We start from the raw sequence: 21501 nt of genomic DNA, 5'->3' as shown, positions 1-21501 counted from the left end.
TCGTATAAAAAGACATTTTATGATAAAACTTGACAAAGCTGGGGTTTTATTGTTTGAAGGAGCAAGCTTTCAGTGACAAAATTAACTTGGAGCCACCGACTGAGACCCCAGTTTAAGGGTATGAATAGATCTCAGAGGTCAGCATTCGACGGCGCGATGCGTTCTCGGATGCTCTTTTGGTTTGTTTGTTAGGCAACTTTGTTAGGCAACGATGAGGTAAATAATGTTTGAATCCTTGCAAGAACGACTTGGTTCTATCCTATCTCATTTGACGGGGCGTGGCGCTTTGTCGGAGCAGGATGTTGCAGAGGCGCTGCGTGAAATTCGGCGCGCTTTATTGGAAGCTGATGTTGCTCTTGATGTTGTTCGTTCTTTTACCGATAGGGTGCGGGAAAAAGCTGTTGGGGCTGAGATTGTTAAATCAATCAAACCAGGCCAAATGGTAGTTAAAATTGTTCATGATGAATTGGTTCGTATTCTTGGAAGTGAAAGTGTTCTGAGTGATTTGAATGCACCAGCGCCCGTTGTTATTATGATGATTGGTTTACAAGGTTCCGGAAAAACAACCACAACAGCAAAGCTTGCAAAACGTTTCACTGATAAGCACAATAAAAAAGTTCTCATGGCGTCATTAGATACACGTCGTCCCGCTGCGCAGGAGCAATTGCGCCAATTGGGAGAACAAGCAAAACTTGCAACTTTACCTATTATTGCGGGACAATTGCCCGTTGATATTGCATCACGTGCTGTGCAAGCTGCTAAATTGGGTGGTTATGATGTGCTTCTTCTTGATACTGCAGGACGTAATCATATCGATGAAGCTCTGATGCTTGAATTAGCTGAAATTAAAGCATGTTCTCTTCCGCACGAGATTATGTTGGTGGCTGATAGTTTGACGGGGCAAGATGCTGTTCATCTTGCGCGTTCTTTTGATGAGCGTGTAGGGATTACAGGGATTGTTTTAACACGGATGGATAGTGATGGGCGTGGGGGTGCGGCTCTTTCTATGCGGGCTGTGACAGGCAAACCAATTAAAGCAATTGGAACTGGTGAAAAAATAGAGGCTTTGGAAGAGTTTCATCCCAGTCGTATTGCTGATCGTATTCTCGGAATGGGGGATATTGTTTCTTTGGTTGAAAAAGCTGCTGAAACAATGGATCATGAGAAAGCTGCTGCTTTTGCGAAAAAAATGCAGGCCGGAAAATTTGATTTGAATGATCTTGCAGAACAGTTGCAGAAAATGAAAAAACTCGGTGGAATGGGCGGTATTATGGGCATGTTGCCAGGATTGGGAAAGGTCAAAGAGCAGATTGCGGCGGCGGGTCTTGATGATCGTTTATTTAATCGTCAATTGGCTATTATTTCATCCATGACACCGCAAGAGCGTGCGAATCCAGAGCTTTTAAAACATAGCCGAAAACAACGAATTGCTAAGGGGTCTGGGACAACGGCGGCTGATATTAATAAACTTTTGAAGATGTATCGCCAAATGGCTGATATGATGAAAGCTATGGGTGGTAAAGGAAAAAGTGGTTTGATGGGAAAAATGTTAGGAGGACTTGGGTCCAAAATGGGTTTTGGAGGGATGGGAGGTGCAGATTCTTCCGCTGTGCCTGATTTATCGGGATTGGATCTGAAGCAACTTTCAACGCTTCAAAAACAGATTGAAAATGGGCATGGAGGGAAGATCTTGCCCGGACTTCCCGGACGTGATCCTACATTTCCTGGTCTTTCCAATGGCATTGCCGATAGGGGAAAACTTCCTCAGCATTTTAAGAAAAAATAAGATGCAAAGAGGGAAAGGAATGTGATGCAGGAAACAATATTAAACGAATTGGCACATTTACGAGCATCTATTGATAATTTTGATGCAACTTTGATTCATATTTTAGCAGAGCGTTTTCGTTGTACCAAAGCTGTTGGGCACTTAAAAGCCCGTTATGATTTGCCTAAAGTAGATCCTCTGCGTGAGCAGCATCAGATCGCGCGTTTGCGGCAATTGGCTATGGAAAGTCATCTTGATCCTGATTTTGCTGAAAGATTTTTAAAGTTTATTATTAAAGAAGTTGTGCGTCATCATGAAGTTATTGCTGAAGAGCAAAAAACAAAAAAAGTTAATTTAAACGAAAGCCAGAGCTGACAATAGGAGAAAAATATGGCATTGAAAATTCGTTTGTCCCGTGGAGGTTCAAAGAAACGTCCTTATTATCATATCGTTGTTGCGGATGTGCGTAGTCCGCGTGATGGGCGATTTCTTGAACGTGTTGGTGCATGGGATCCAATGTTGCCTAAAGATAAACCGAGGGTGAAACTTAATGAAGAACGTATCCAATATTGGCTTGGGCAAGGGGCTCAACCAACAGATCGCGTTTTACGGTTCTTAGATGCGGCTGGCTTAAAAAAGCGTCCAACCCGCAATAATCCACATAAAGGTGAACCAGGCAAAAAAGCACAAGAACGTATAGCAGCAGCAAAGCAAGCAGCAGAAGAAGCAGCAGCAGCTGCTGCTGAGGCAGAAACTGCTTCAGAATAAGAAGCATGATTGCTTAATCAATGCCTTTTAAAAAACTTCTAAAAGAATAAATATTATCCGTTTTTGATTAGCAAAAACGGATCTTCTTTAAAAAGGTGTTTATTTAAAACGGTGTTGGTTTTTTAAAGTTCAATTTTAAAAGTCGATGGCGCGGCCTTTAATTTCCCAGTCTCCATAGCGTGAAGGATCTTTGCCGCCGCGTCCACCGTTTTCCAACGGTTGTTCTTTTTTTGCTTCGTCTTTTCGTCTTTCTTCAGCTTCTTTAAGGGCGCGTTGCGCTGCGGAAGGAAGAGATTGCTGTTGAACGGCAGTTGAATTTTTTGGGCTTGTTTTTTCATCTTTTTTATTCATTTTACACCTATTCCATTGAAGAAGCAGAAAGAAAACACCATCATATAGTATTGGTAGACTTTTATCATGGAGTTTTTTGAGTAATGAACATAATGCGTACAGCCATGCTTTTGGCTTTTTTAACAGCTCTCTTTATGGGGGTTGGTTATCTTGTTGGAGGGGGCAGTGGCATGATCATTGCTCTTTTAATGGCGAGTGGTTTAAACTTTTTTTCTTATTGGAATTCAGATAAAATCGTTTTGCGTATGTACGGGGCGCGTGAGGTTGATCAGCATTCTGCACCCGTTTATTATAAAATCGTAAGCGATTTAGCTAAAAAGGCTTCTCTTCCTCAACCAAAGGTGTATGTGCTAGATAGCGCGCAGCCGAATGCTTTTGCAACAGGACGTAATCCTCAAAATGCCGCTGTGGCTGCGAGCCGCGGTTTGTTAGAGCGGTTAAGTGCAGAAGAAGTTGCTGGCGTTATGGCGCATGAGCTTGCACATATTGAGCATCGTGATACCTTAACCATGACTCTAACAGCAACGATTGCTGGGGCAATTTCAATGCTTGGTAATTTTGCTTTCTTTATGGGAGGACAGCGTAGCTCTTCGGAAGATTCTCATGGTGTTGGGGCAATTGGAGGATTGATTGCACTCATCATAGCACCTTTTGCTGCAATGCTCGTACAAATGGCTATTAGCCGTACGCGTGAATATGCTGCGGATCGTAGGGGAGCTGAAATATGTGGTAATCCTTTATGGTTGGCTTCGGCATTGCGTAAAATTGCTGATGGGGGGCATGGGGTTTACAATGAAGAAGCAGAGCATAATCCAGCAACCGCGCATCTATTTATTATCAATCCTTTGAGCGGTAAGGGAGCGGATAGTCTTTTTTCAACACATCCTGCAACGGCAAATCGTATTGCTGCTCTTTATAGGCAAGCAGAAGAGATGAAAGGGGCTCTTGCTGAAAGTGGCGTATGGAATAAAGAAGATGCTATAAGTGAAAAAAGCAACCGGATGAATTATGAAGATTTTCGCAGTGGTCAGGCTCATGCATCAGGTAAGAAAGAAGATAGCACTTTTCAGCGGGTTACAAAACGTCCTTCTTGGCTTCGTTATGAAAATTCAAAAAGTTCTCGTTCATAGAGTTTTTGAGGAGATTTTTAGACGGATCTTTTGAGGAAGCAGTGATATAAAGGTGTTATGTTGAAACACAAAAAGGTGGGGCATGTGTCTGAAAAAGATGTTCCAGGATTGGCTGTTCGACAGGTGTGTGTACGTCTTTTAGGGGCGGTCGTTGATAAGAATACGCCTCTTTCTGGTTTGACGGATAATGAACACGGACACCCACAATATTTAAAACTTTCACAACGAGATCGTTTATTGTGTCGGGCTATTTTGACAACGTCATTGCGTCATCGAGGGTCGATTGCGGCGGCTCTCTCACGCTTTTTAGCGCGCTCTTTACCCTCACAAGCACTTTCACTTCAGCATCTTTTGCATATTAGTGTGGCGCAAATTCTTTATCTTGATATTCCTGATCATGCGGCTATTGATTTAGCTGTGCGTGTGGCAAAATTTGATCCTCGTATGCGCCGTTTTTCAGGGGTGGTAAATGCTCTTTTGCGCAATGTTGCGCGTGAGGCGGTACTTTTACGCCCACAAACTCCTACCGTTGAAGGTGTTCCAGCGTGGTTTGGAGAGCTTTTAGTATCAACTTATGGAATAGAAAAGGCGCGTCAAATTATAGAAATTCAAAGTGTGGAACCTCCGCTTGATTTGACAGTAAAATCTGATTGTGTTGGATGGGCTGAGAAGCTTGGCGGTGTGGTGTTGCCCAATGGTTCTGTTCGATTGAATCGTTTGGCGTGTTCTGTTTCTGATTTACCAGGTTATCGTGAGGGGGCGTGGTGGGTTCAAGACTTTGCCTCAGCGTTGCCTGCTTGTTTACTCGGAGAGATTCGGGGTAAAAATGTTGCTGACCTTTGTGCGAGCCCTGGGGGGAAAACAGCACAATTGGCTTTGCAGGGGGCAGAGGTGACCGCCATTGAGCTTTCTGCTAACCGCGTCAAGCGTTTAAAAGAAAATATGGAACGGCTCAATTTTTCCGTTCATATTTGGCAGGGGGATGTGAGAAATTTTCATCCCACACAGCTTTTTGATTCGGTTCTTCTTGATGCTCCTTGTTCTTCTACAGGAACAATCCGTCGTCATCCAGATATTTTATGGACCAAATCGATGGATGATGTGGTCAAGTTAGCGGCGTTGCAATATGATTTGCTTATCGCCGCTATTGCCTTGGTAAAGGAGGGGGGACGGATTGTTTTTTCCAATTGTTCATTGGCTCGAGAAGAAGGTGAAGATCTTATTGAGAAAATTTTATCAACACGCAATGATATTGTTTTAGACCCTATTGATCCAGAAGAAATGGGAGAGCTCACGCATTTGCTTAGTGAGGGGATGTTGCGCACGACGCCGGCGGATTTTTGTTATAAAAATTTTGATGCTGAGAAAACTGCATTTTTAGGAATGGATGGTTTTTTTGCTGCGCGCTTACGAAAAATTGCTTAATTAACGCTTCATTTACAAAAATGGTCGAAATTGTATTTGATTCAGCATGGATGGAGATAGAATTTTGGCGGTTGCGGTAAAAGCTCCTCAGGTAAAAATAGCGGCCTGTATCGATACGCTACAGCATGTTGTGCGGCGTTTATGGGTTGGGCCATTGTTTCGTTGGCGGTTTTCGGGGTTTCGTCCTCATAAAATTTTAGCCCACCCCATTGATTTGCATGTGGCTGATCCGGTGATGGCGCATGAATTTTATCACGGTCGTTTTGCTTTTGCGGGTCATACTGTTCATTCTGGTGCTGTTTCACCCTTTTCATTGGTTTCGCCAACGTTGGAATGGGAGGCGGCTCTGCACGATTTTCATTGGTTGCGCCATATGGAAGCAGCAGAAAGTGATTTAGCTACAGCGCATGCACGTTCTCTTTTAGAAGATTGGCTAAACCACGCTGGCAAAAAGGTAAAAGGGCTTGCTTGGAGTGGTCCTGTTGTAGCGCGGCGTTTGATCTCGTGGATTTGTCACTCAAAAATGTTGTTAGAAGGGGCAAGCGAGCGGTTTGAAAAACACTTTTTACGTGCGCTTGGTTTGCAGTTTCGTTATTTGCGCGTAATAATTTGCAGTATGGAGCACAATGATCAACGGTTACAAGCAGCAATAGCTTTGACATTCGCATCTCTTGCTTTACCTATTTCTGCAACCGTGAAAAAAAAGGTACAAAACACGCTTATAGAAGAACTTTCGCTTCAGATTTTGATTGATGGTGGGCATATTTCCCGTAGCCCTATCATTTTGCTTAATTTATTATCAGATTTATTATCTTTACGTTACTTTTTTATGCGAAGCAATGAAACGGCACCCCGTATTTTGATTGATTCTGTTGAGCGTATGTTACCAGCTTTGCGATTCTTTATCCATGAGGATCAAACATTGGCGCATTTTAATGGGGTTGGTCCCCTTGTGTCGGAACGGTTATCGACACTTTTGGAGCTTGATGAAACAGGAGGTCATCCTTTTAGTTATGCGCGTTATTCAGGGTTTCAGCGTTTAAAAGCCAATCAAACAACAATTATTGCCGATACGGGGAAATTTCCACCACGCTTTGTAGCGCAACAGGCTTGTTCAGGATGTTTATCTTTTGAAATGTCTTCACAAGGACACCGTTTTATTATCAATACTGGTGTTAACCCTAATGGACGGGAAGACTATCGACATTTAGGGCGTGTTACCGCAGCTCATTCAACAGCGACGCTTAATGATTGTTCGGTGGGCGTTTTTTACAAAAAAAAGAAAAATGGCGCCTCTCTTTTGTTTGAGGGTCCCAGGGAAGTTAAAGTGCACCGTATAGAGGATTCAGAAAAAACAGGTTTTATTGCGAGCCATAATGGTTATGTGCGCCCCTTTAATCTTATTCATGAGCGTGGTCTTATTTTGGCGACAAATGGAGATATGATCGAAGGCTTTGATCGTTTTTTTATGCCCAATAAAGAGGGAAAGAGACATAAAAGAGCGCAAAGTGAACAAGATCATGTTGCTGTTCGGTTTCATCTTCATCCACAAGTTGATGTTAACTACGATGGTGAACGTGTGTGTTTAGCGGTAAAGAATGGGCACGTGAGGGGCGAGCAAGTATGGTATTTTATTTCGCCTGATGTGGATATTTGTCTTGAAGATTCGGTTGATTTTGCGGAATTAGCAGGTCCACAACGGACACAGCAGATCGTTTTATATTTTCGCCCTGCATTTCAGGAAAAGGTTCGCTGGCGTTTTATCCGTAAAGCCGTTTGATAAAAAATCAAAACATTGTTCTTATCGTCTATAACGTTTTATTTTCATGTCTTAAAACATCATCGTTTATTGGGGGGTATATCCTATTTAAGAACTGTGTAAATTTTTATACGGAAGTATTTTTTGTAAGCGTGTGGGATAGATATTTTGAAGCAAAATTTGCTTATAAAGTCCTCATGTGGTTGTGCTAAGAAGGGGGATTCTCAAGTGGAAATGGGGATGTTAACAGATCGTTATTGACAGATCCGTACTGGTTTTAAGAATCTTCATTCTTTAAAGGTCTTAAGAGAAAATTAAAAACGGTTTCTTATCTTCAAAAAGTTCTGGAGGAGACTACCGTGATCAATATTCTTGGTTTTGATTACATTATAGCCGCTTATAGCGTAATACGCTGGCATCATAATACATCTAGGTCTGCTTTTAATGTTGCGATACTCTCCTTGGCGCTTGAGAGGGTTCATTATAGGTATTTTAGTTTCTTTTTTACAATTTCATTCTACGCAGACTCTTCTTGCTTGTCATGTACAAGAGACAGGGCTTTAGTTGATCCAATATCAATAGATTTGGAATAAGATACTCCTACAGTAGAGTCTTTCATCAAACACGCAAAATAATGAACATTTTTGATAAATCGGAAACCGTCTGTCATAGAAATATTGAGAATTTAAGAAACGGCATTACAGCAAAACACTCAGAGAAAAATCCCTTCTGCTTTATGTTATTATACCTTTGTGTGATTACACTAGAGCCTTATTACACTAAAAACGAAGTCATAACAGCAAACCTCAAAGTGTTCGTTTCTTTATAGTAAAGTATCCTCTCAAATATTTTTCAAACAACTCTTAGAAAGATTTACGCAAATAGCGTCGCGCAACGGAATCAATATCACCTCGGCAAATGCCAAGATCATTAAGTTCATATGTTGAAAGACGGCTCAACGCATTAACGGTTCGGCGATAACGGCGCCAATTACTATAAGAACGTAAAATATTCATATCCTCTACTCAAACTTTGTTACATCTTCAGTTTAAGATAGAGCATATTACTAAAAATAGTTCGTGCTATAATGTCATAACAGGTATGCATCTACATACAAAAATAAAACCTCTTTAATATGGGTTTAATGTAAAAGGGAAAATGTATTAAATCTATTAATAAGGATGATATCTTATTCCTAAAATAATGACTAAATTATGTGCATTTTCTGTGGTAATAACTTCTCTATTATGCGTAAATCCTCTCGATTGAATAACTGCTCCTATTTTAACAGTTATCAGCCGACATATGACTTATGAAAAATTTCTTGAAATGTTTGTCTTATATAACGTTTGTCTTATATGAAGAGGAGATCATTCCAATTATATTAATGACGGAAATGTCGTATTCCTGTAAAAACCATCGCTAACCCTTGAGCATCCGCAGCAGTGATAACTTCTTCATCTCGCATGGAACCTCCTGGTTGAATGACTGCCGTTGCACCGGCTTCAGCTGCTGCTAATAAACCATCTGCAAAAGGAAAAAATGCATCGGATGCAACCACTGATCCTTTTGTGAGAGTTTCTGTTAAGCCTGCTCTCCTTGCACTTTCTGCGGCTTTATTTGCAGCAATTTTTGCTGAATCGATGCGGCTCATTTGTCCAGCGCCAATACCAACTGTTGCACTATTTTTTGCATATACAATAGCATTTGATTTAACGTGTTTTGCTACACGAAAAGCAAATTGAAGATCACGCATTTCATCTTGAGTTGGTGCTCGTTTTGTCACCACTTGCAATTTAAGATCATCAACCACCACATTATCACGTGATTGCACTAAAATGCCTCCTGCAAGTGTTTTTGCAAGCAGTCCTCCACTACGGGGATTAGGAACGCCACCTGTAATAAGCAAACGAAGATTTTTTTTCTTGGAAATAATTTCACGTGCCGCCATTGTTGCATCAGGCGCAATAATCACTTCCGTGAAAACTTTAACAATCTCCTCTGCACATTCCTCATCAAGGGTTTGATTTAAAGCGACAATTCCACCAAATGCTGATACATTATCACACATAAGAGCTTTCAAATAAGCTTCTTTCAAATTTTTTCCTTCTGCAACACCACAAGGATTGGCATGCTTAATAAGAGCAACAGCAGCGGTTTTTTGCGGATCGAATTCTGCCACAAGCTCAAAGGCTGCATCTGTGTCATTCAGATTGTTATAAGAGAGTGCTTTACCTTGTAAAAGTTTTGCTGTTGCAACGCCAAAACGTTTTTCATTATTGCGATAAAATGCTGCCTGTTGATGTGGATTTTCTCCATAGCGCATAATACTTTCAAGACGACCAGAAAAGCTCTGCCATGATGGTGTTTCAATTTTTAAATCCCGTGCAAACCATGCGGCTATTGCCGTGTCATAAGCAGCGGTGTGCGCATACGCACGCATTGCTAATTGATGGCGCATGGATAAGCTTAAACATCCGTTATGCTGTTTTAATTCTTCTAGAATCGAATCGTAATCATTTATCGCTGTTACAACACCGGTATAAGCATAATTTTTTGCCGCAGCGCGAATCATCGCCGGTCCACCGATATCAATATTTTCAAGAATTGTTTGTGAATCAGCTCCCGATTGGAGTGTCTCTTCAAAAGGATAAAGATTTACCACCAAGAGATCAATTCCATGAATGTTGTTCTTTTCCATAGCTTCCCTATGGCTAGGATCTTCTCTTACTCCTAACAACGCACCATGAATCAAAGGATGGAGTGTTTTTACACGCCCATCCATTATTTCAGGAAATCCAGTAACTTCAGCAACATCTTTTACAGGTAAACCAGCAGCTATGAGAGTTTTGGCTGTTCCTCCTGTTGAAATCAATTCAATATTGTAAGTTGTATGAAGGGCTTTTGCAAAAGCAACCACACCCGTTTTATCAGACACAGAAAGAAGCACACGACGAACCTGATGAAGATCAGGTATAGAAAAATTTTTGGCAACGACACCCATAACAGAAGCCTTAAAAAATGAAAGAGTTAAAATTCCAGAAAAAAAGTTTATACATTTGTAACACAAGCCTTTAGCAAAATACACTGAAAGGATAAATTATCTTTTTAAAATATACGATGTCTCTCCTTTTTTCTTATACTGTAAAATGCCGTCATTGGAGGTGTTATGATAGGTATAAAAGTCTCATTTAACTCAATCTTTTATCTTCATAGCAGGTTTGAAATACAAAACGCATTTGTATATATTTTTTATTGTATTCACTTTTGTCTGTGAGATAAAGGCAAGAATGTTCCACATACCCGTTTGAGTTATCTTTGAGAGATGGGAAATAATCAGCAGAAATATAAAATTGTAATAGTCGAAACGCGTGATCATTGTTTCTGTCATTTTTAATTTTTATGTTTTTGTAAAAGTGGAAATGACGTATTGCGCCACATTTTTAGGGATTGCCTTTTTAATGAGATCATGTTTTTCATGCAAAATAAAATACTATTATAGTGTGCATTCACGCGCGTTTATTTTAAAGTAAGTATTTTTCAATGAATCAACTTATAGTTGTCTTGTGAAGAGTGTCGTATAAATCCTTCGTGAATAGTATAACAAATTCATTATATCTATGATCTGTAATTAAAGGTGCGAGGTCGGGACGCTCATTCTTTTTATACTTCAATAACGTTTGTTTTAATAATATTTGGTATTTGAGAGGAGGGAGGAAGTACGAGAATGATTTTGCTGGTTTTGATCAGAAGATTTGAAGAAAAAGAGCGTTTTACAGATATTTGAGATTTTTTTCAAAGTTAGAAAATGATAAGATTACAATTATAAATCAAATAATTGCTTCTTAAAAAAACAAATTTTGTGTTGTGTAAACGTTCAATATAACAATGTTAAGATCTCTTTTATTATGAAAAGGCCAGATAGTTTAATGAAAACTATATTGGGAATGGATGTTTTACTTGTTATTTTTTAAGCTTTTTGCCGTAGCAGAAAGAAAAAAGCACCTAACATGCCAGCAGCTAAAATAAACCATGTGATTGCGTAAACAAGATGATTGTTCCGAAAATGGATCATCGTAAGACCAGCAACAGGAAGGTTTGCTTGTGGAGATGTTTTTCTGGCATCAATAAAATAAGGGGCAACAGTGGATAACCCAAGTTTTTGTGCCATGGCGGGAAGATCACGCGTGTACCATACATTTTTGTCAGGATTATTTTTGCGTGGAAAAAATCCATTTTTTTCACTCATGCGTAATAAACCGATAATTGTCGTTTGTTCTGTGTTTGTGGTCGAATTTTGCTGAGATGAGGCATGTGTATGCGATGGATCTGAGTGCTGAAAGTTATTACGCTCATCCATGGGGATAAAGCCACGGTTGATAAAGATCAGTGTGTTGTCTGCGGTTTTTAAAGGAGTCAAAACCCAGTAGCCCGTAGTGTTTTGAGCAGCAGCCGTGACCAAAATATTTTTATTTTTTAAAAAATTTCCTGTGATCACAACCGGTCGATATTCATCTTTTTCAAAAGTAACCTCTGCCCATTGATCTTTCCTAGGGGCTTTTATGGGGGCTAAGTGAACGCGCTGATTGGCACTGGTGATAAGATTTGTTTTCCAGTTTAACCGTTGTACTTGCCATATGCCTAATGCACTAAAGAGAAGAAAAAAACAAACACATAAAGTTCCAAATAAAAGAAAAGAAAAACGGCAAGAATTTCCTTGAAGCTTTGTCATGGGGGGGGCTTTTTTGCTCATGATGTATGCTTCCTTTCAGGACAATAGATTTTTATTCTAACACGGTATGACTTTGAAAAAAGTATTTTGTACGCTTTTTAGCAAAATTTGCACGCCTTGATTTTGGAAAAAGATGAAGGATGAGTCAGCCAAGAAATGAAAAAGGTTTTATAAAAGACTTGACCTTTTGTTGTCGAGCCCCTATTAGAAAGAAACTTCCCAATGATGCCCATTCAAGGTTGCATTGTGCGTGTTTTGCGTTCATTGTGTTTTTGGGGTATAGGGATTTGAAAGTTTCTTAAGAGTTTAAGGGTGAAGTTTATGTCTCGTGCATGTGAATTGACAGGGAAAACGGTTCTGTATGGTAATAATGTTAGCCATGCGAATAATAAGACTCGGCGTCGTTTTTTGCCAAATCTTTGCAATGTGACATTGATTTCAGAAGTGTTGCAGCAAAGTTATCGCTTGCGTATTTCAGCGAGTGCGTTGCGTTCTGTTGAGCATCGTGGTGGTCTTGATGGCTTTTTGGTCAAGGCAGACGATAAAGAGTTGTCACAACGTGCGCGTTTGTTAAAACGCCAAATCGTTAAGAAAAAAGCTGAGCAAGAAAGTGAGCAAAAGGCTGAACAAGCAGCGTGATTGTTCGTATCATTATCTTTAGCGGATTGACATTTTAATCACCGATCTTTGTTCTAGAAGTTTGCTTTTGAGGCTTTTCTCTCTCTGATCGCTCTATTATTTTATTGGTTCCATACCCCAGGTTAAAAAAAATGTTTTCAAGCGGTCTTTTATTAGAACAGCAAAAGAGAAGATATGTTGTTTTCTCTATTTTAGCAATGTGCCTTGCGGTCACTGCTTCTAATATTTTGGTTCAATATCCCGTCTATTGGTTTGATTTAAATGAGCTTTTGACTTATGGGGCTTTTACCTATCCATTTGCTTTTCTCATCAATGATTTGACCAATCGTTTTTATGGTCCATCTGCTGCGCGGCGCGTGGTTTATGCTGGTTTTTTTGCTGGTGTTTTTGTTTCTTGGATATTGGCAACACCACGGCTTGCACTTGCTTCTAGTTTAGCATTTTTATTTGGGCAACTCCTTGATATCGTTGTTTTTACGCCTTTGAGACGGAAAACATGGTGGAAAGCACCCTTAGCAGCGGCGTTGGTTGGTTCGGCATTGGATACATTGTTGTTTTTTGCTCTTGCTTTTTCGAGCTCTTTTGCCATTCTTGATAAGATGACAGGCTATGCTGATAGTTCACTGGTAGAGAGCACTGTTCTGGGAGGGATAGGCATGCCCGTTTGGCTTTCGCTTGCTTTTGGCGATTTCTCCGTAAAAATTATTATGAGCCTGTTGATGTTGATTCCTTATGGAACAATTCTTAACATTGTGAAACTCCCTCTTTATCAAAGCCATGCAAAGGATGATTCCTCTTTTGCTTGTAACAAGTGATAATTTTTGTTCTCTTGTTTTCCTAAGGGAAAGACAATTGTACATTATATTCTATAATGGCGTCTTTTAAAGAAGGAAGCCTTGATTAGTGCGTCAGATTCGATTTTTGTATAAGCAAAGATGTTGATTATATCGGATTTAGCCCGCTCGATACGTCGTCATTTAGTTTTTCTAGAAAAAATAATACAAAGGATAGATCTAAGGCTTTAAGAAACAAAACTCTTACGTCAAACGCCTCACTTTTTCATTTGAGAGATGAATTATCAAGAAAAAAATCCCCCCTCCAGATTTATATAGATAAAAAGTTCCAAGAAAGAAAAATCTCATGGACGTCACAAAATTTTGTAAATTGTATTAATTATTACTTAGGCGAAAATTCTACGTACGTTTCGTCGCCGTTAATGTGTTTATTTCCATTTTCATCCTTGGTATTGGACTATAATGGAGATTTAAAAAATTGCTTTTATTCAGAAGTTTTTAGGAATCTACAAAATTATGAGGCAATAGATTGGTCTGCTCAAAGCGTTTTAAAATCTTTGAAAGAATCTGGCGCATGTAGCGGATGTCGTGGGAAGGTATTTTGTGGATAAGGTTAAGCAATTTAAGATTTATAGTGTTAGCAAGTCTACTGCTCTAGTGGTTGCTGTTTTACCACTTTTTTTGTCGGAAAAATTGCATCTCTCGCAAGCGGATATTGTTTTAATCGGTAGTTATTTTTTATTGCTTCCTTTGGTCTTAGAAGTCCCCTTGGGTTTGTTATCAGATGTTTATGGAAGTAAGCGTGTTATTTATACTGGGCTGTTTTTCTTTCTTTGCGGTTTTTTAGCTCTTTTTATGAATTATGCATATTTTGCTTACGCCACTTATTTGTTGTGTATTACATTAGCAGCCGCTTGTTTCTCAGGTGCGGAAGATAGTTTACTCTTTTCTGTAGTACCAAAGCATCGCACACTGTTTTCTGTTAAGTCCGAAGTGGCTGCTGTTACCTATAGTGTGACAACGGTACTTATTTTTTTAGGGGGAATACTTTATTATGTGCATCCTGCATTGCCTGTGATTTTTCAAGTCCTTTCATTAATTTTTGCTATTTTTATGTTTTCAAAACTGACGAAGGGATTAGATAGTTTTCATATCAAGGCTCATCCGAGTATTTTCACAGTTATGTGCGCTAGCCGTAAAGAAGTCAGAAATCCTTATCGCTTCACTCTTATTTTTTTAAGTGCAGTTTCAGCTTTTGCTATTTTGGTTAATAATCGAACTGTTTCTATCGCATTTTCTGATTTTTTGCCATTTCAACCTGCTATTTTGGTTTCGATTATTTTTATCATTGGGAATTTTTTTTCAGCAAGTTCCAATATATTGTTTCAGAAGTATTTTTCAAAGTTTCAAAATCCTATTTTCCCCGTTTTAATGATTGGTTGTATGGTAACCATTGCTTTTTTTCTTATGTCATTTCAAATCATTGCGGCTCTTATATTAGGATTTTTACTGCTATGTGTTTTTAAATCTGCTTATCGATCTTATCTGTCGTCTCTTCTTATAAATTCACTGATTGATCCCAAAGCTATCGCGACTGTTTTATCATTTACAGCCATTATTACAGCTGTTGTATCCTTTGCATTCAGTTTTTTATACGGTCATGTTTTTTCAACATTCTGGCAAGCTAATTTGTGGTTGGCAGTGATTATGGCTGTGATTTTTGGGGTGTCTGCTTTAATTATTTTTGTCAGAAAACAAGAAATCATTTGGTTACAGCCTGAAAATGCACAATCGTCAAAACAACATTTCTTGAAACGCAAGCATCAAGAGTTTTGCTATGGGCAAATTTATCCGGCAGCATCGTGCATTAATGAAAACATCAAGGATGGCTCTTTTCGACAAAGTCTCTATCCTGCACCAAATTTGATAACACTTTGCGATGAAGTCGTCGAATGGGAGTTTATCCGGGGTACTGTATTGAGCCGAATGGATTTGCTACATCAAAAGGCGATTATTGATCAAATCAATAAGATCTTTCAAGATCGATTAAGCAGGAATATAACTTTATCACATGGAGATTTACATCCTGATAATATCATTGTTACTCCTGATGGTTCTTTTATGGTAGTGGATTGGGATTTATGTCAAGAAGCCAGTCCGGAATTGGATATCTTAACATTTTTCACCAGTCCAAGGTTATCTCTCAATTTAGAAGAACGGATAGACTATATTTCTCATTTGCTGTCTATATCAAAGGATGAAGCTTTACCAATGATAAAAGCGTTTGTGGCTAAAAAAATTTCTGATCTTTCTCCATACCAAAATATTTTCATGAAACAATTAGTATTGGATTATATGAACTTGAATAGGAAATTTCATGAGCGATAATATTGTAATTTGTAATGAAAATTGCAGTGCGGGCTGCAATCATTGTCTGTATTCGATGGAATATGGTGAGAAATGACGCCTTGCCTGAATCTTTATATACAATAAATGACATAAAATCTGATTTTATTATTCTTTCTGGTGGAGAGCCTTTTGAGCTCGATTATGGTTTACTTCATAAATATACTTGTATGTGTCTCATTTTTAAAAAATATTTTCGGGTTGCAACAGGGGGGGCACATCTATATTCAACCATATTTTAAGCTATTAAAGAGTAATCCGTTCTTTTTAGGGATACAAATAGGCACAGATGTTATTTCAGAGATAAGAAATCTAGACAGTAAAAAATATAAACAAAAGTGGGTGCGTAACATAGAATGTATGAAAAAAGATAGCGTACTATATAGTGTGACGATTACTTTATCGGAGAGATTCGATTTGGCAGAAGTGTTAGCTCTAATATGTATCGCACCTCCCGAGTTCATTTTAGTTAATTTTGAAAATAAAAAAAATACGAGAATACATTTCAGTTAAATATGGTACGGGATTTTTTCTGGCTGTGAGATAAAATATGGATATACGCATCAGAGTTTACACCAATAAATATAAACTATCAGATTCTTTTCATAGTTCTTCTGGTGTGTTAGTTAAAAAAACAGCACTGATATTTTATTTACTGGTCGGGATAAAGTTATTTCGCTCTTTGCTATGGAGTTGCCATTCTCACCTAGTCACGGAGAAATGCCGGACGATTTTATAAAATCTGTAAATGAAAGATCAATAAATAAAAGTAAACACTTTTCAAATTCTTTAAGCTATTTCTTTGGGTTGGAAGATTTTTTTAAAAAGTTGAAATGGCTAAAATTATTAATTCTGGATTAATAAAATCTATTAAAACGATAGGAATAGGTGAAATTATTGATTTCAATGTAAGTATTAATTTTGAGCAGTGAAATTATTTTATTGATAGGATAGATAAGAATAATTTGTTTGGAATAAAACAGCGTTTGAAATTTCCTTCAAAAATTCCAGATTTGGATTTCTTAAATATCGTTGATGAGAAAGAATTATAGGTATTTCAGCTTGATGTTTATTATAAAGCTGAGCTCACCCCCAATCAGAACAGTATAGCAGGTGGCCTTATTATCTTACTTAAAGGGGGCTAGCTAAGGAAGGCGGTTCAATTGAATTAACCTTAGCAAAAATAGGAACAAAGGTTTATGCTTATGATGCTTTTAAGCCGCTTGTTATTTTTTGGCAGATGCTTTTGAAAGATGCTTCAGCTCTTGCAGAGAAAGTGAGAGAATATGAAGATATGGCCCCTGTAATCTTTTATAATCTCCAAAAAACTTTTGGAAGTATTAAAAATCAATTAGAGATTGCTGCCGTTTTTTGCTCTTAATCGTTCTTCTTTTTCTGGAACAACACTTTCTGGCGGTATGTCTTTAGGATATCCTCGCTTCAATTATCGTTCTATTGAACGGCTTAAAGATTTTAAGATTGAAAATTTTACAGTGGAACACAGAGATTTTACAGAAAGTATTCCTAAACACTTTAATGATTTTCTTTATTGTGATCCTCCATGTCTTATTAATCAAAAACTTTACGGTTAAAAAGGCGATAACATCATTCTTTTGATCATCAAGCTCTTGCTGAATTTTTAAGAAAACGTTAAAGTCGGGTTTTATCTTATAATGATTGTGTGGAAGTTAGAGAACTTTATAAAGAACATAAAATACTTAATCCTGAATGGACTTACGGTATGGGAAACAGTAAAAAGTCAAATGAACTTGTAGTTTTGAGTAAGGATCTTTAGGAAATCACATGAATTAAGTAGAAAATGGAAAAGCCTTTGAATATGCTTTGGCCATGGGGTTTTAAAAAAAGCAACAAAGGCTCCTATAGAGTTTAATTCATCCTTTCAAGTAGCGGAATCTTTTTATAATTTATTTAATGACACTGACAGAAGACTTTTAAATCTTGCTTCTATTGAAGCAGCTGTTTTCTTACAGTTACATGATAAAAATATTAGAAATACGAAAACGATTGTTCTTCAAGAAGATTCTGTTGGGATCAAAGGAGATGTCCGTGATATTATTTTAAAAGTTCCTGAAAATCCTATTGGTATTTCTGCAAAACATAATCATAGCGCTATCAAACATCCTCGCTTTTCCAGTAAAATAGATTTTGGTAAAGAATGGACAGGTTATCCTTGTAGCAGTGTTTAGTTTAATGAAATTAGGCCTATTTTTGATTATTGAATAGAGCTTAGAAATTAAGAAAATGTTTTTTAGAGACATAGGTGATAAAGAAAGTAGAATTTATCTAGCAATTTTAGAATCTTTCTCGAAAGAACTTCAAAGGCTTTGTTTAGATTATCAAGATGAGTTTGTTAAACTATTGTTTCAGTATGTTATAGGTTCTTATGATTTTTATAAAATTATGATAGATACAAGATCTAAATAAAAACGGGTAATTATTCAGTATTTTAATATGAATGGTACCCTAGGATATGGTTGTAAATGGAGAATTCCTAGCAAAATTTTATCAGTTTCAATAAAGGAAGAAAGTAAAAACAAACTTATTATGATTTTTGAAGATGGATGGAGTATTTCTTTTAGAATTCATAATGCATCTAGTAAAGTAGAAGCGTCCTTAAAGTTTGATATTCAATTTGTGGGATTATCTTCTCAGGTTGTTAGTCATCAAATTCCTATGGTTTAATGATAGAAATGGTTTTTTTAAAATATAACTGTTGCTGATTTAAGGCGGGTTTATTTCTCATAAAGTTTTAGGTGTTTTATCACTAAAAAGTGCTTCTAATTGTTTTGTTATGGCACCTGCAAGCTCTTCGGCATTCATAATTGTTACAGCACGTTGGTAATAACGGGTGACATCATGACCAATTCCAATGGCAATGAGTTCGATAGGGGAATGGGTTTGGATTTCTTGAATCACTGCGCGTAAATGTTTTTCTAGGTAGTTGCTGGCGTTGACCGATAGTGTTGAGTCGTCAACAGGGGCACCATCAGAAATGACCATGAGAATACGGCGTTGTTCACGGCGTGATAAAAGGCGTTGATGCGCCCAAATTAAAGCTTCCCCGTCGATATTTTCTTTGAGTAATCCTTCTTGCATCATCAAACCTAGATTGCGGCGTGCGCGACGCCATGGGGTATCAGCACTTTTATAGATGATATGGCACAAATCATTCAGACGTCCAGGATGATGAGGTTTATGTTGTTCGAGCCATTTTTCGCGTGATTTTCCCCCTTTCCAAGTTTTGGTGGTAAAACCTAAAATTTCAACTTTGACACCACAACGCTCAAGCGTTTGTGCTAAAATATCAGCACAACTTGCGGCAACGCTAATGGGGCGTCCGCGCATTGAACCAGAATTATCAATGAGGAGTGAAACAACCGTATCTCGAAATTGGGTGTTACTTTCCATTTTAAAAGAAAGGGGCTGCATGGGATCAATAATCAGTCGTGGAAGCCTTGCTGTATCAAGATATCCTTCTTCAAGGTCAAAATTCCAGTTGCGATTTTGTTGTGCCATAAGGCGCCGCTGGAGGCGGTTAGCTAAACGTCCAACAATGTTTTGAAGATGATTAATTTGCTTATCAAGACAACGGCGTAAGTGATCTAACTCGTTTTCAGAACAAAAATCGGTTGCTTCTAAAATTTCATCAAATTGACGGGTGAAGATTTTATAATTGCCAAGTTTTTCCATTTGCTCTGAATCGGAAAAAAGACGTTTGAATTTGTCTGGCTTTTCTTGCCAAGAGCTATTTTTTTGCTCACCGTCAGTTTGATCAATGTCATTTGTTTGTGTCGCTTGTGTTTTTCCTTCGTCTTGTGCATCACTTTCTTGTTCAGTGCTGGTTTGTTCTTCACTTTGAGTATGTTTTTCGTTTTTACTTTCTTCTTCTGTTTGATTTTGAGGTTCACATTCGTTTTTTAATTTTTTATCATTTTCACTGTTAGAAGTTTCATCTTGTTGCACCGTCATTTGGAGGGTAGCAAGCATTTGGCGAACGATCTGTGCAAAAGCTTGTTGATTGTAAATATGATGCGTGAGCTCATTGAGCTCTGCTGCAGCTTTTTGTTCAAGTTCTTGGCGCCATAATTCTAAGACAGGACCTGCTTCTTTTGGGGCTGTACGCTTTGTTATTTTTTCGCGCAATAAAAGAGCAATCGCTTCTTGGATAGGGGCTTCACTTTGGTTATTAATCTTTTCATAATGAGCTCTTTTGTATTTATCGGCGAGCATGATATCAAGATTTTTTGCAAGCCCCTCCATGGCTAAAGTACCGATTGCTTCGATACGTGTTTGTTCAAGGGCATCAAAGATAGCTTGTGCTTCTGATGTTAGAGGAGAAAATTGCATGTGAATGCGGTTATCATGCCATGCTTTGCGCAGAGCCATGGAATCACCTAAGCCGCGGGTAATGGTGATATCTTTATCTGTAGCGCGTTGTGGTAATTCTGGTAAACGTGCACAATTTTCGCTTAAAGATGGACGGTTATGACTAAAGGAAACTTCAAGGTGGGATGTACCTGCAATGGCACGCATACAAGTGGAAAGAGCTTTCTTAAACGCTCCACTATCAAGTGTATTGAGGGGAGGATTGTTTATTTGATTTTTACTGTTGTCGTCAGGGGTGGTCGCCATAATTGACATATTCCTTTAAGACAAGACACCCTGCATAAGTGATTCTGGAAGCTCTTGTCCAAAGGCGCGTTGGTAAAATTCTGCGACACTGGCACGTTCGAGTTCATCACATTTATTGAGAAAGGTTAATCGGAAGGCAAAGCCAATATCTTGAAAAATTGTGGTATTTTCTGCCCAAGTAATGACAGTCCGCGGGCTCATGACTGTTGAAAGATCCCCATTGATAAAAGCTTGGCGGACCATATCAGCAACGTGAACCATTTGTGAAATTGTCTTTTTCCCCTCAGCCGTTTGAAAAGATTTGACCTTTGAACAAACAATATCAACCTCTTTATCATGGGGTAAATAATTAAGTATCGTAATAATAGACCAGCGGTCCATTTGGGCTTGATTGATTTGTTGGGTACCATGATAAAGCCCTGTTGTATCACCAAGCCCAATAGTATTGGCCGTTGCAAAAAGACGAAATGCTGGGTGAGGAGAGATAACACGGCTTTGATCAAGTAAGCTGAGTTTGCCAGAGGTTTCAAGAATACGTTGGATAACAAACATAACATCAGGACGTCCCGCATCATATTCGTCGAAAACAAGAGCAATATTATTTTGATAAGCCCATGGTAAAATGCCTTCTTTAAATTCAGTGACTTGTAAGCCATCTTTTAAAACAATCGCGTCTTTTCCTACAAGATCGATACGACTTACATGACTGTCGAGATTAATGCGAAGACAAGGCCAATTGAGGCGGGCAGCAACTTGTTCAATATGCGTTGATTTGCCTGTACCGTGATAGCCGGAAACCATGACACGACGGTTAAAAGTAAAACCTGCAAGAATCGCTAAAGTTGTTTGCGGATCAAAAAGATAATCGGGATCAATATCAGGAACATGTGAATTTTTTGTACTAAAGGCAGGAACTTTCATATCTGTTTCGATATGAAATAAGTCACGAGCGCAAAGTGTAATATCGGGTGTATTTTCAAGGTTAAGATTTGTCATGATGTTTCTGGCTAGGAAAGAACGCTATTTATTTCATGAGGAAACGATACAAGAGTTAGAGCATTTATGCAATGCTCTAACGA

General features: G+C 38.4%; 17 protein-coding genes and 1 pseudogene. 12 read left to right on the top strand and 6 right to left on the bottom strand.

All coding sequences use genetic code 11. The features are described from left to right. Positions 1–223 precede the first annotated feature (223 nt). Genes ffh through rpsP form a run of 3 tightly spaced genes read left to right on the top strand, consistent with a single transcriptional unit; the run spans position 224 to position 2533 of the window. Complete coding sequence (gene ffh, locus D1092_RS08350; protein WP_120121442.1) at positions 224–1786, top strand: signal recognition particle protein; 1563 nt, start codon at positions 224–226, stop codon at positions 1784–1786. A 24-nt stretch (positions 1787–1810) separates the two neighbouring features. Further along, the gene (locus tag D1092_RS08345; protein WP_120121440.1) at positions 1811–2140 is read left to right on the top strand and encodes a chorismate mutase; all 330 of its coding nucleotides are present in this window, start codon (positions 1811–1813) and stop codon (positions 2138–2140) included. Positions 2141–2155: 15 nt separating this feature from the next. After that, positions 2156–2533: a 30S ribosomal protein S16 gene (rpsP, locus tag D1092_RS08340; protein ID WP_120121438.1), complete on the top strand. Its 378-nt coding sequence runs from the start codon at positions 2156–2158 to the stop codon at positions 2531–2533. Positions 2534–2668: 135 nt separating this feature from the next. Here the strand turns inward: rpsP and D1092_RS08335 are convergent, their stop codons facing one another. Further along, positions 2669–2884, bottom strand: coding sequence for a DUF1674 domain-containing protein (locus tag D1092_RS08335; protein WP_120121436.1), 216 nt, complete (start codon positions 2882–2884; stop codon positions 2669–2671). Between the two features lie 83 nt (positions 2885–2967). Between D1092_RS08335 and htpX the strand changes: the two genes are divergently transcribed. From htpX to D1092_RS08320, 3 genes are all read left to right on the top strand, one after another. Further along, positions 2968–4014: a zinc metalloprotease HtpX gene (gene htpX / locus D1092_RS08330; protein WP_120121435.1), complete on the top strand. Its 1047-nt coding sequence runs from the start codon at positions 2968–2970 to the stop codon at positions 4012–4014. A gap of 60 nt (positions 4015–4074) precedes the next feature. Further along, a complete protein-coding gene (locus tag D1092_RS08325) occupies positions 4075–5439 on the top strand; it encodes an RsmB/NOP family class I SAM-dependent RNA methyltransferase (RefSeq protein WP_120122717.1) in 1365 nt (454 codons plus the stop codon). A 64-nt stretch (positions 5440–5503) separates the two neighbouring features. Beyond that, the gene (locus D1092_RS08320; RefSeq protein ID WP_120121433.1) at positions 5504–7219 is read left to right on the top strand and encodes a heparinase II/III family protein; all 1716 of its coding nucleotides are present in this window, start codon (positions 5504–5506) and stop codon (positions 7217–7219) included. An 842-nt stretch (positions 7220–8061) separates the two neighbouring features. Here D1092_RS08320 and D1092_RS08315 read toward each other — a convergent pair. The 3 genes from D1092_RS08315 to D1092_RS08305 form a co-directional block, all read right to left on the bottom strand. Next, a complete protein-coding gene (locus D1092_RS08315) occupies positions 8062–8214 on the bottom strand; it encodes a DUF1127 domain-containing protein (protein WP_120121431.1) in 153 nt (50 codons plus the stop codon). Positions 8215–8582: 368 nt separating this feature from the next. Further along, on the bottom strand, positions 8583–10202 hold the full coding sequence (gene purH, locus D1092_RS08310; protein ID WP_120122716.1) for a bifunctional phosphoribosylaminoimidazolecarboxamide formyltransferase/IMP cyclohydrolase: 1620 nt from the start codon (positions 10200–10202) through the stop codon (positions 8583–8585). A 966-nt stretch (positions 10203–11168) separates the two neighbouring features. Continuing rightward, the gene (locus D1092_RS08305; protein WP_120121430.1) at positions 11169–11951 is read right to left on the bottom strand and encodes an SURF1 family protein; all 783 of its coding nucleotides are present in this window, start codon (positions 11949–11951) and stop codon (positions 11169–11171) included. A gap of 300 nt (positions 11952–12251) precedes the next feature. Here D1092_RS08305 and rpmB point away from each other — a divergent pair, with 300 nt between their 5' ends. From rpmB to D1092_RS10065, 6 genes and pseudogenes are all read left to right on the top strand, one after another. After that, entirely contained in the window at positions 12252–12569 is a 318-nt protein-coding gene (gene rpmB, locus D1092_RS08300; RefSeq protein WP_120121428.1) for a 50S ribosomal protein L28, read from the top strand. A gap of 131 nt (positions 12570–12700) precedes the next feature. Then, positions 12701–13384 carry a VUT family protein gene (locus D1092_RS08295; RefSeq protein WP_120121426.1) on the top strand — a complete coding sequence of 228 codons (684 nt, stop codon included), beginning with the start codon at positions 12701–12703 and terminating at the stop codon, positions 13382–13384. A gap of 582 nt (positions 13385–13966) precedes the next feature. Then, on the top strand, positions 13967–15751 hold the full coding sequence (locus D1092_RS08285; RefSeq protein ID WP_120121424.1) for an MFS transporter: 1785 nt from the start codon (positions 13967–13969) through the stop codon (positions 15749–15751). Positions 15752–17127: 1376 nt separating this feature from the next. Beyond that, on the top strand, positions 17128–17361 hold the full coding sequence (locus D1092_RS08270) for a DNA adenine methylase (RefSeq protein ID WP_120121422.1): 234 nt from the start codon (positions 17128–17130) through the stop codon (positions 17359–17361). 243 nt (positions 17362–17604) lie between these two features. Then, positions 17605–17976: a HaeIII family restriction endonuclease gene (locus tag D1092_RS10170; protein ID WP_120122715.1), complete on the top strand. Its 372-nt coding sequence runs from the start codon at positions 17605–17607 to the stop codon at positions 17974–17976. Between the two features lie 55 nt (positions 17977–18031). Further along, positions 18032–18472: pseudogene (locus D1092_RS10065) on the top strand (HaeIII family restriction endonuclease). A 57-nt stretch (positions 18473–18529) separates the two neighbouring features. Here D1092_RS10065 and cobT read toward each other — a convergent pair. Together cobT and cobS are read right to left on the bottom strand one after the other, a co-directional pair. Beyond that, positions 18530–20422 carry a cobaltochelatase subunit CobT gene (gene cobT / locus D1092_RS08250; protein WP_120121417.1) on the bottom strand — a complete coding sequence of 631 codons (1893 nt, stop codon included), beginning with the start codon at positions 20420–20422 and terminating at the stop codon, positions 18530–18532. 15 nt (positions 20423–20437) lie between these two features. Continuing rightward, positions 20438–21418 (bottom strand): cobaltochelatase subunit CobS, encoded by a 981-nt coding sequence (gene cobS, locus D1092_RS08245; protein ID WP_120121415.1) that lies wholly within the window; start codon positions 21416–21418, stop codon positions 20438–20440. Between the last annotated feature and the right edge of the window lie 83 nt (positions 21419–21501).

The sequence above is a fragment of the Bartonella krasnovii genome (genome assembly GCF_003606345.3).
Classification (GTDB): Bacteria; Pseudomonadota; Alphaproteobacteria; order Rhizobiales; family Rhizobiaceae; genus Bartonella; species Bartonella krasnovii.
Note: the sequence above shows the minus strand (reverse complement) of the source record. Positions and strands in the feature narration are given on the sequence as shown.

Bases quoted from the DNA above. Each gene is read 5' to 3' on its own strand.
- ffh (WP_120121442.1), top strand. From the start codon at position 224: ATGTTTGAATCCTTGCAAGAACGACTTGGTTCTATCCTATCTCATTTG.
- D1092_RS08345 (WP_120121440.1), top strand. From the start codon at position 1,811: ATGCAGGAAACAATATTAAACGAATTGGCACATTTACGAGCATCTATT.
- rpsP (WP_120121438.1), top strand. From the start codon at position 2,156: ATGGCATTGAAAATTCGTTTGTCCCGTGGAGGTTCAAAGAAACGTCCT.
- D1092_RS08335 (WP_120121436.1), bottom strand. From the start codon at position 2,884: ATGAATAAAAAAGATGAAAAAACAAGCCCAAAAAATTCAACTGCCGTT.
- htpX (WP_120121435.1), top strand. From the start codon at position 2,968: ATGAACATAATGCGTACAGCCATGCTTTTGGCTTTTTTAACAGCTCTC.
- D1092_RS08315 (WP_120121431.1), bottom strand. From the start codon at position 8,214: ATGAATATTTTACGTTCTTATAGTAATTGGCGCCGTTATCGCCGAACC.
- purH (WP_120122716.1), bottom strand. From the start codon at position 10,202: ATGGGTGTCGTTGCCAAAAATTTTTCTATACCTGATCTTCATCAGGTT.
- D1092_RS08305 (WP_120121430.1), bottom strand. From the start codon at position 11,951: ATGAGCAAAAAAGCCCCCCCCATGACAAAGCTTCAAGGAAATTCTTGC.
- rpmB (WP_120121428.1), top strand. From the start codon at position 12,252: ATGTCTCGTGCATGTGAATTGACAGGGAAAACGGTTCTGTATGGTAAT.
- D1092_RS08295 (WP_120121426.1), top strand. From the start codon at position 12,701: ATGTTTTCAAGCGGTCTTTTATTAGAACAGCAAAAGAGAAGATATGTT.
- cobT (WP_120121417.1), bottom strand. From the start codon at position 20,422: ATGGCGACCACCCCTGACGACAACAGTAAAAATCAAATAAACAATCCT.
- cobS (WP_120121415.1), bottom strand. From the start codon at position 21,418: ATGACAAATCTTAACCTTGAAAATACACCCGATATTACACTTTGCGCT.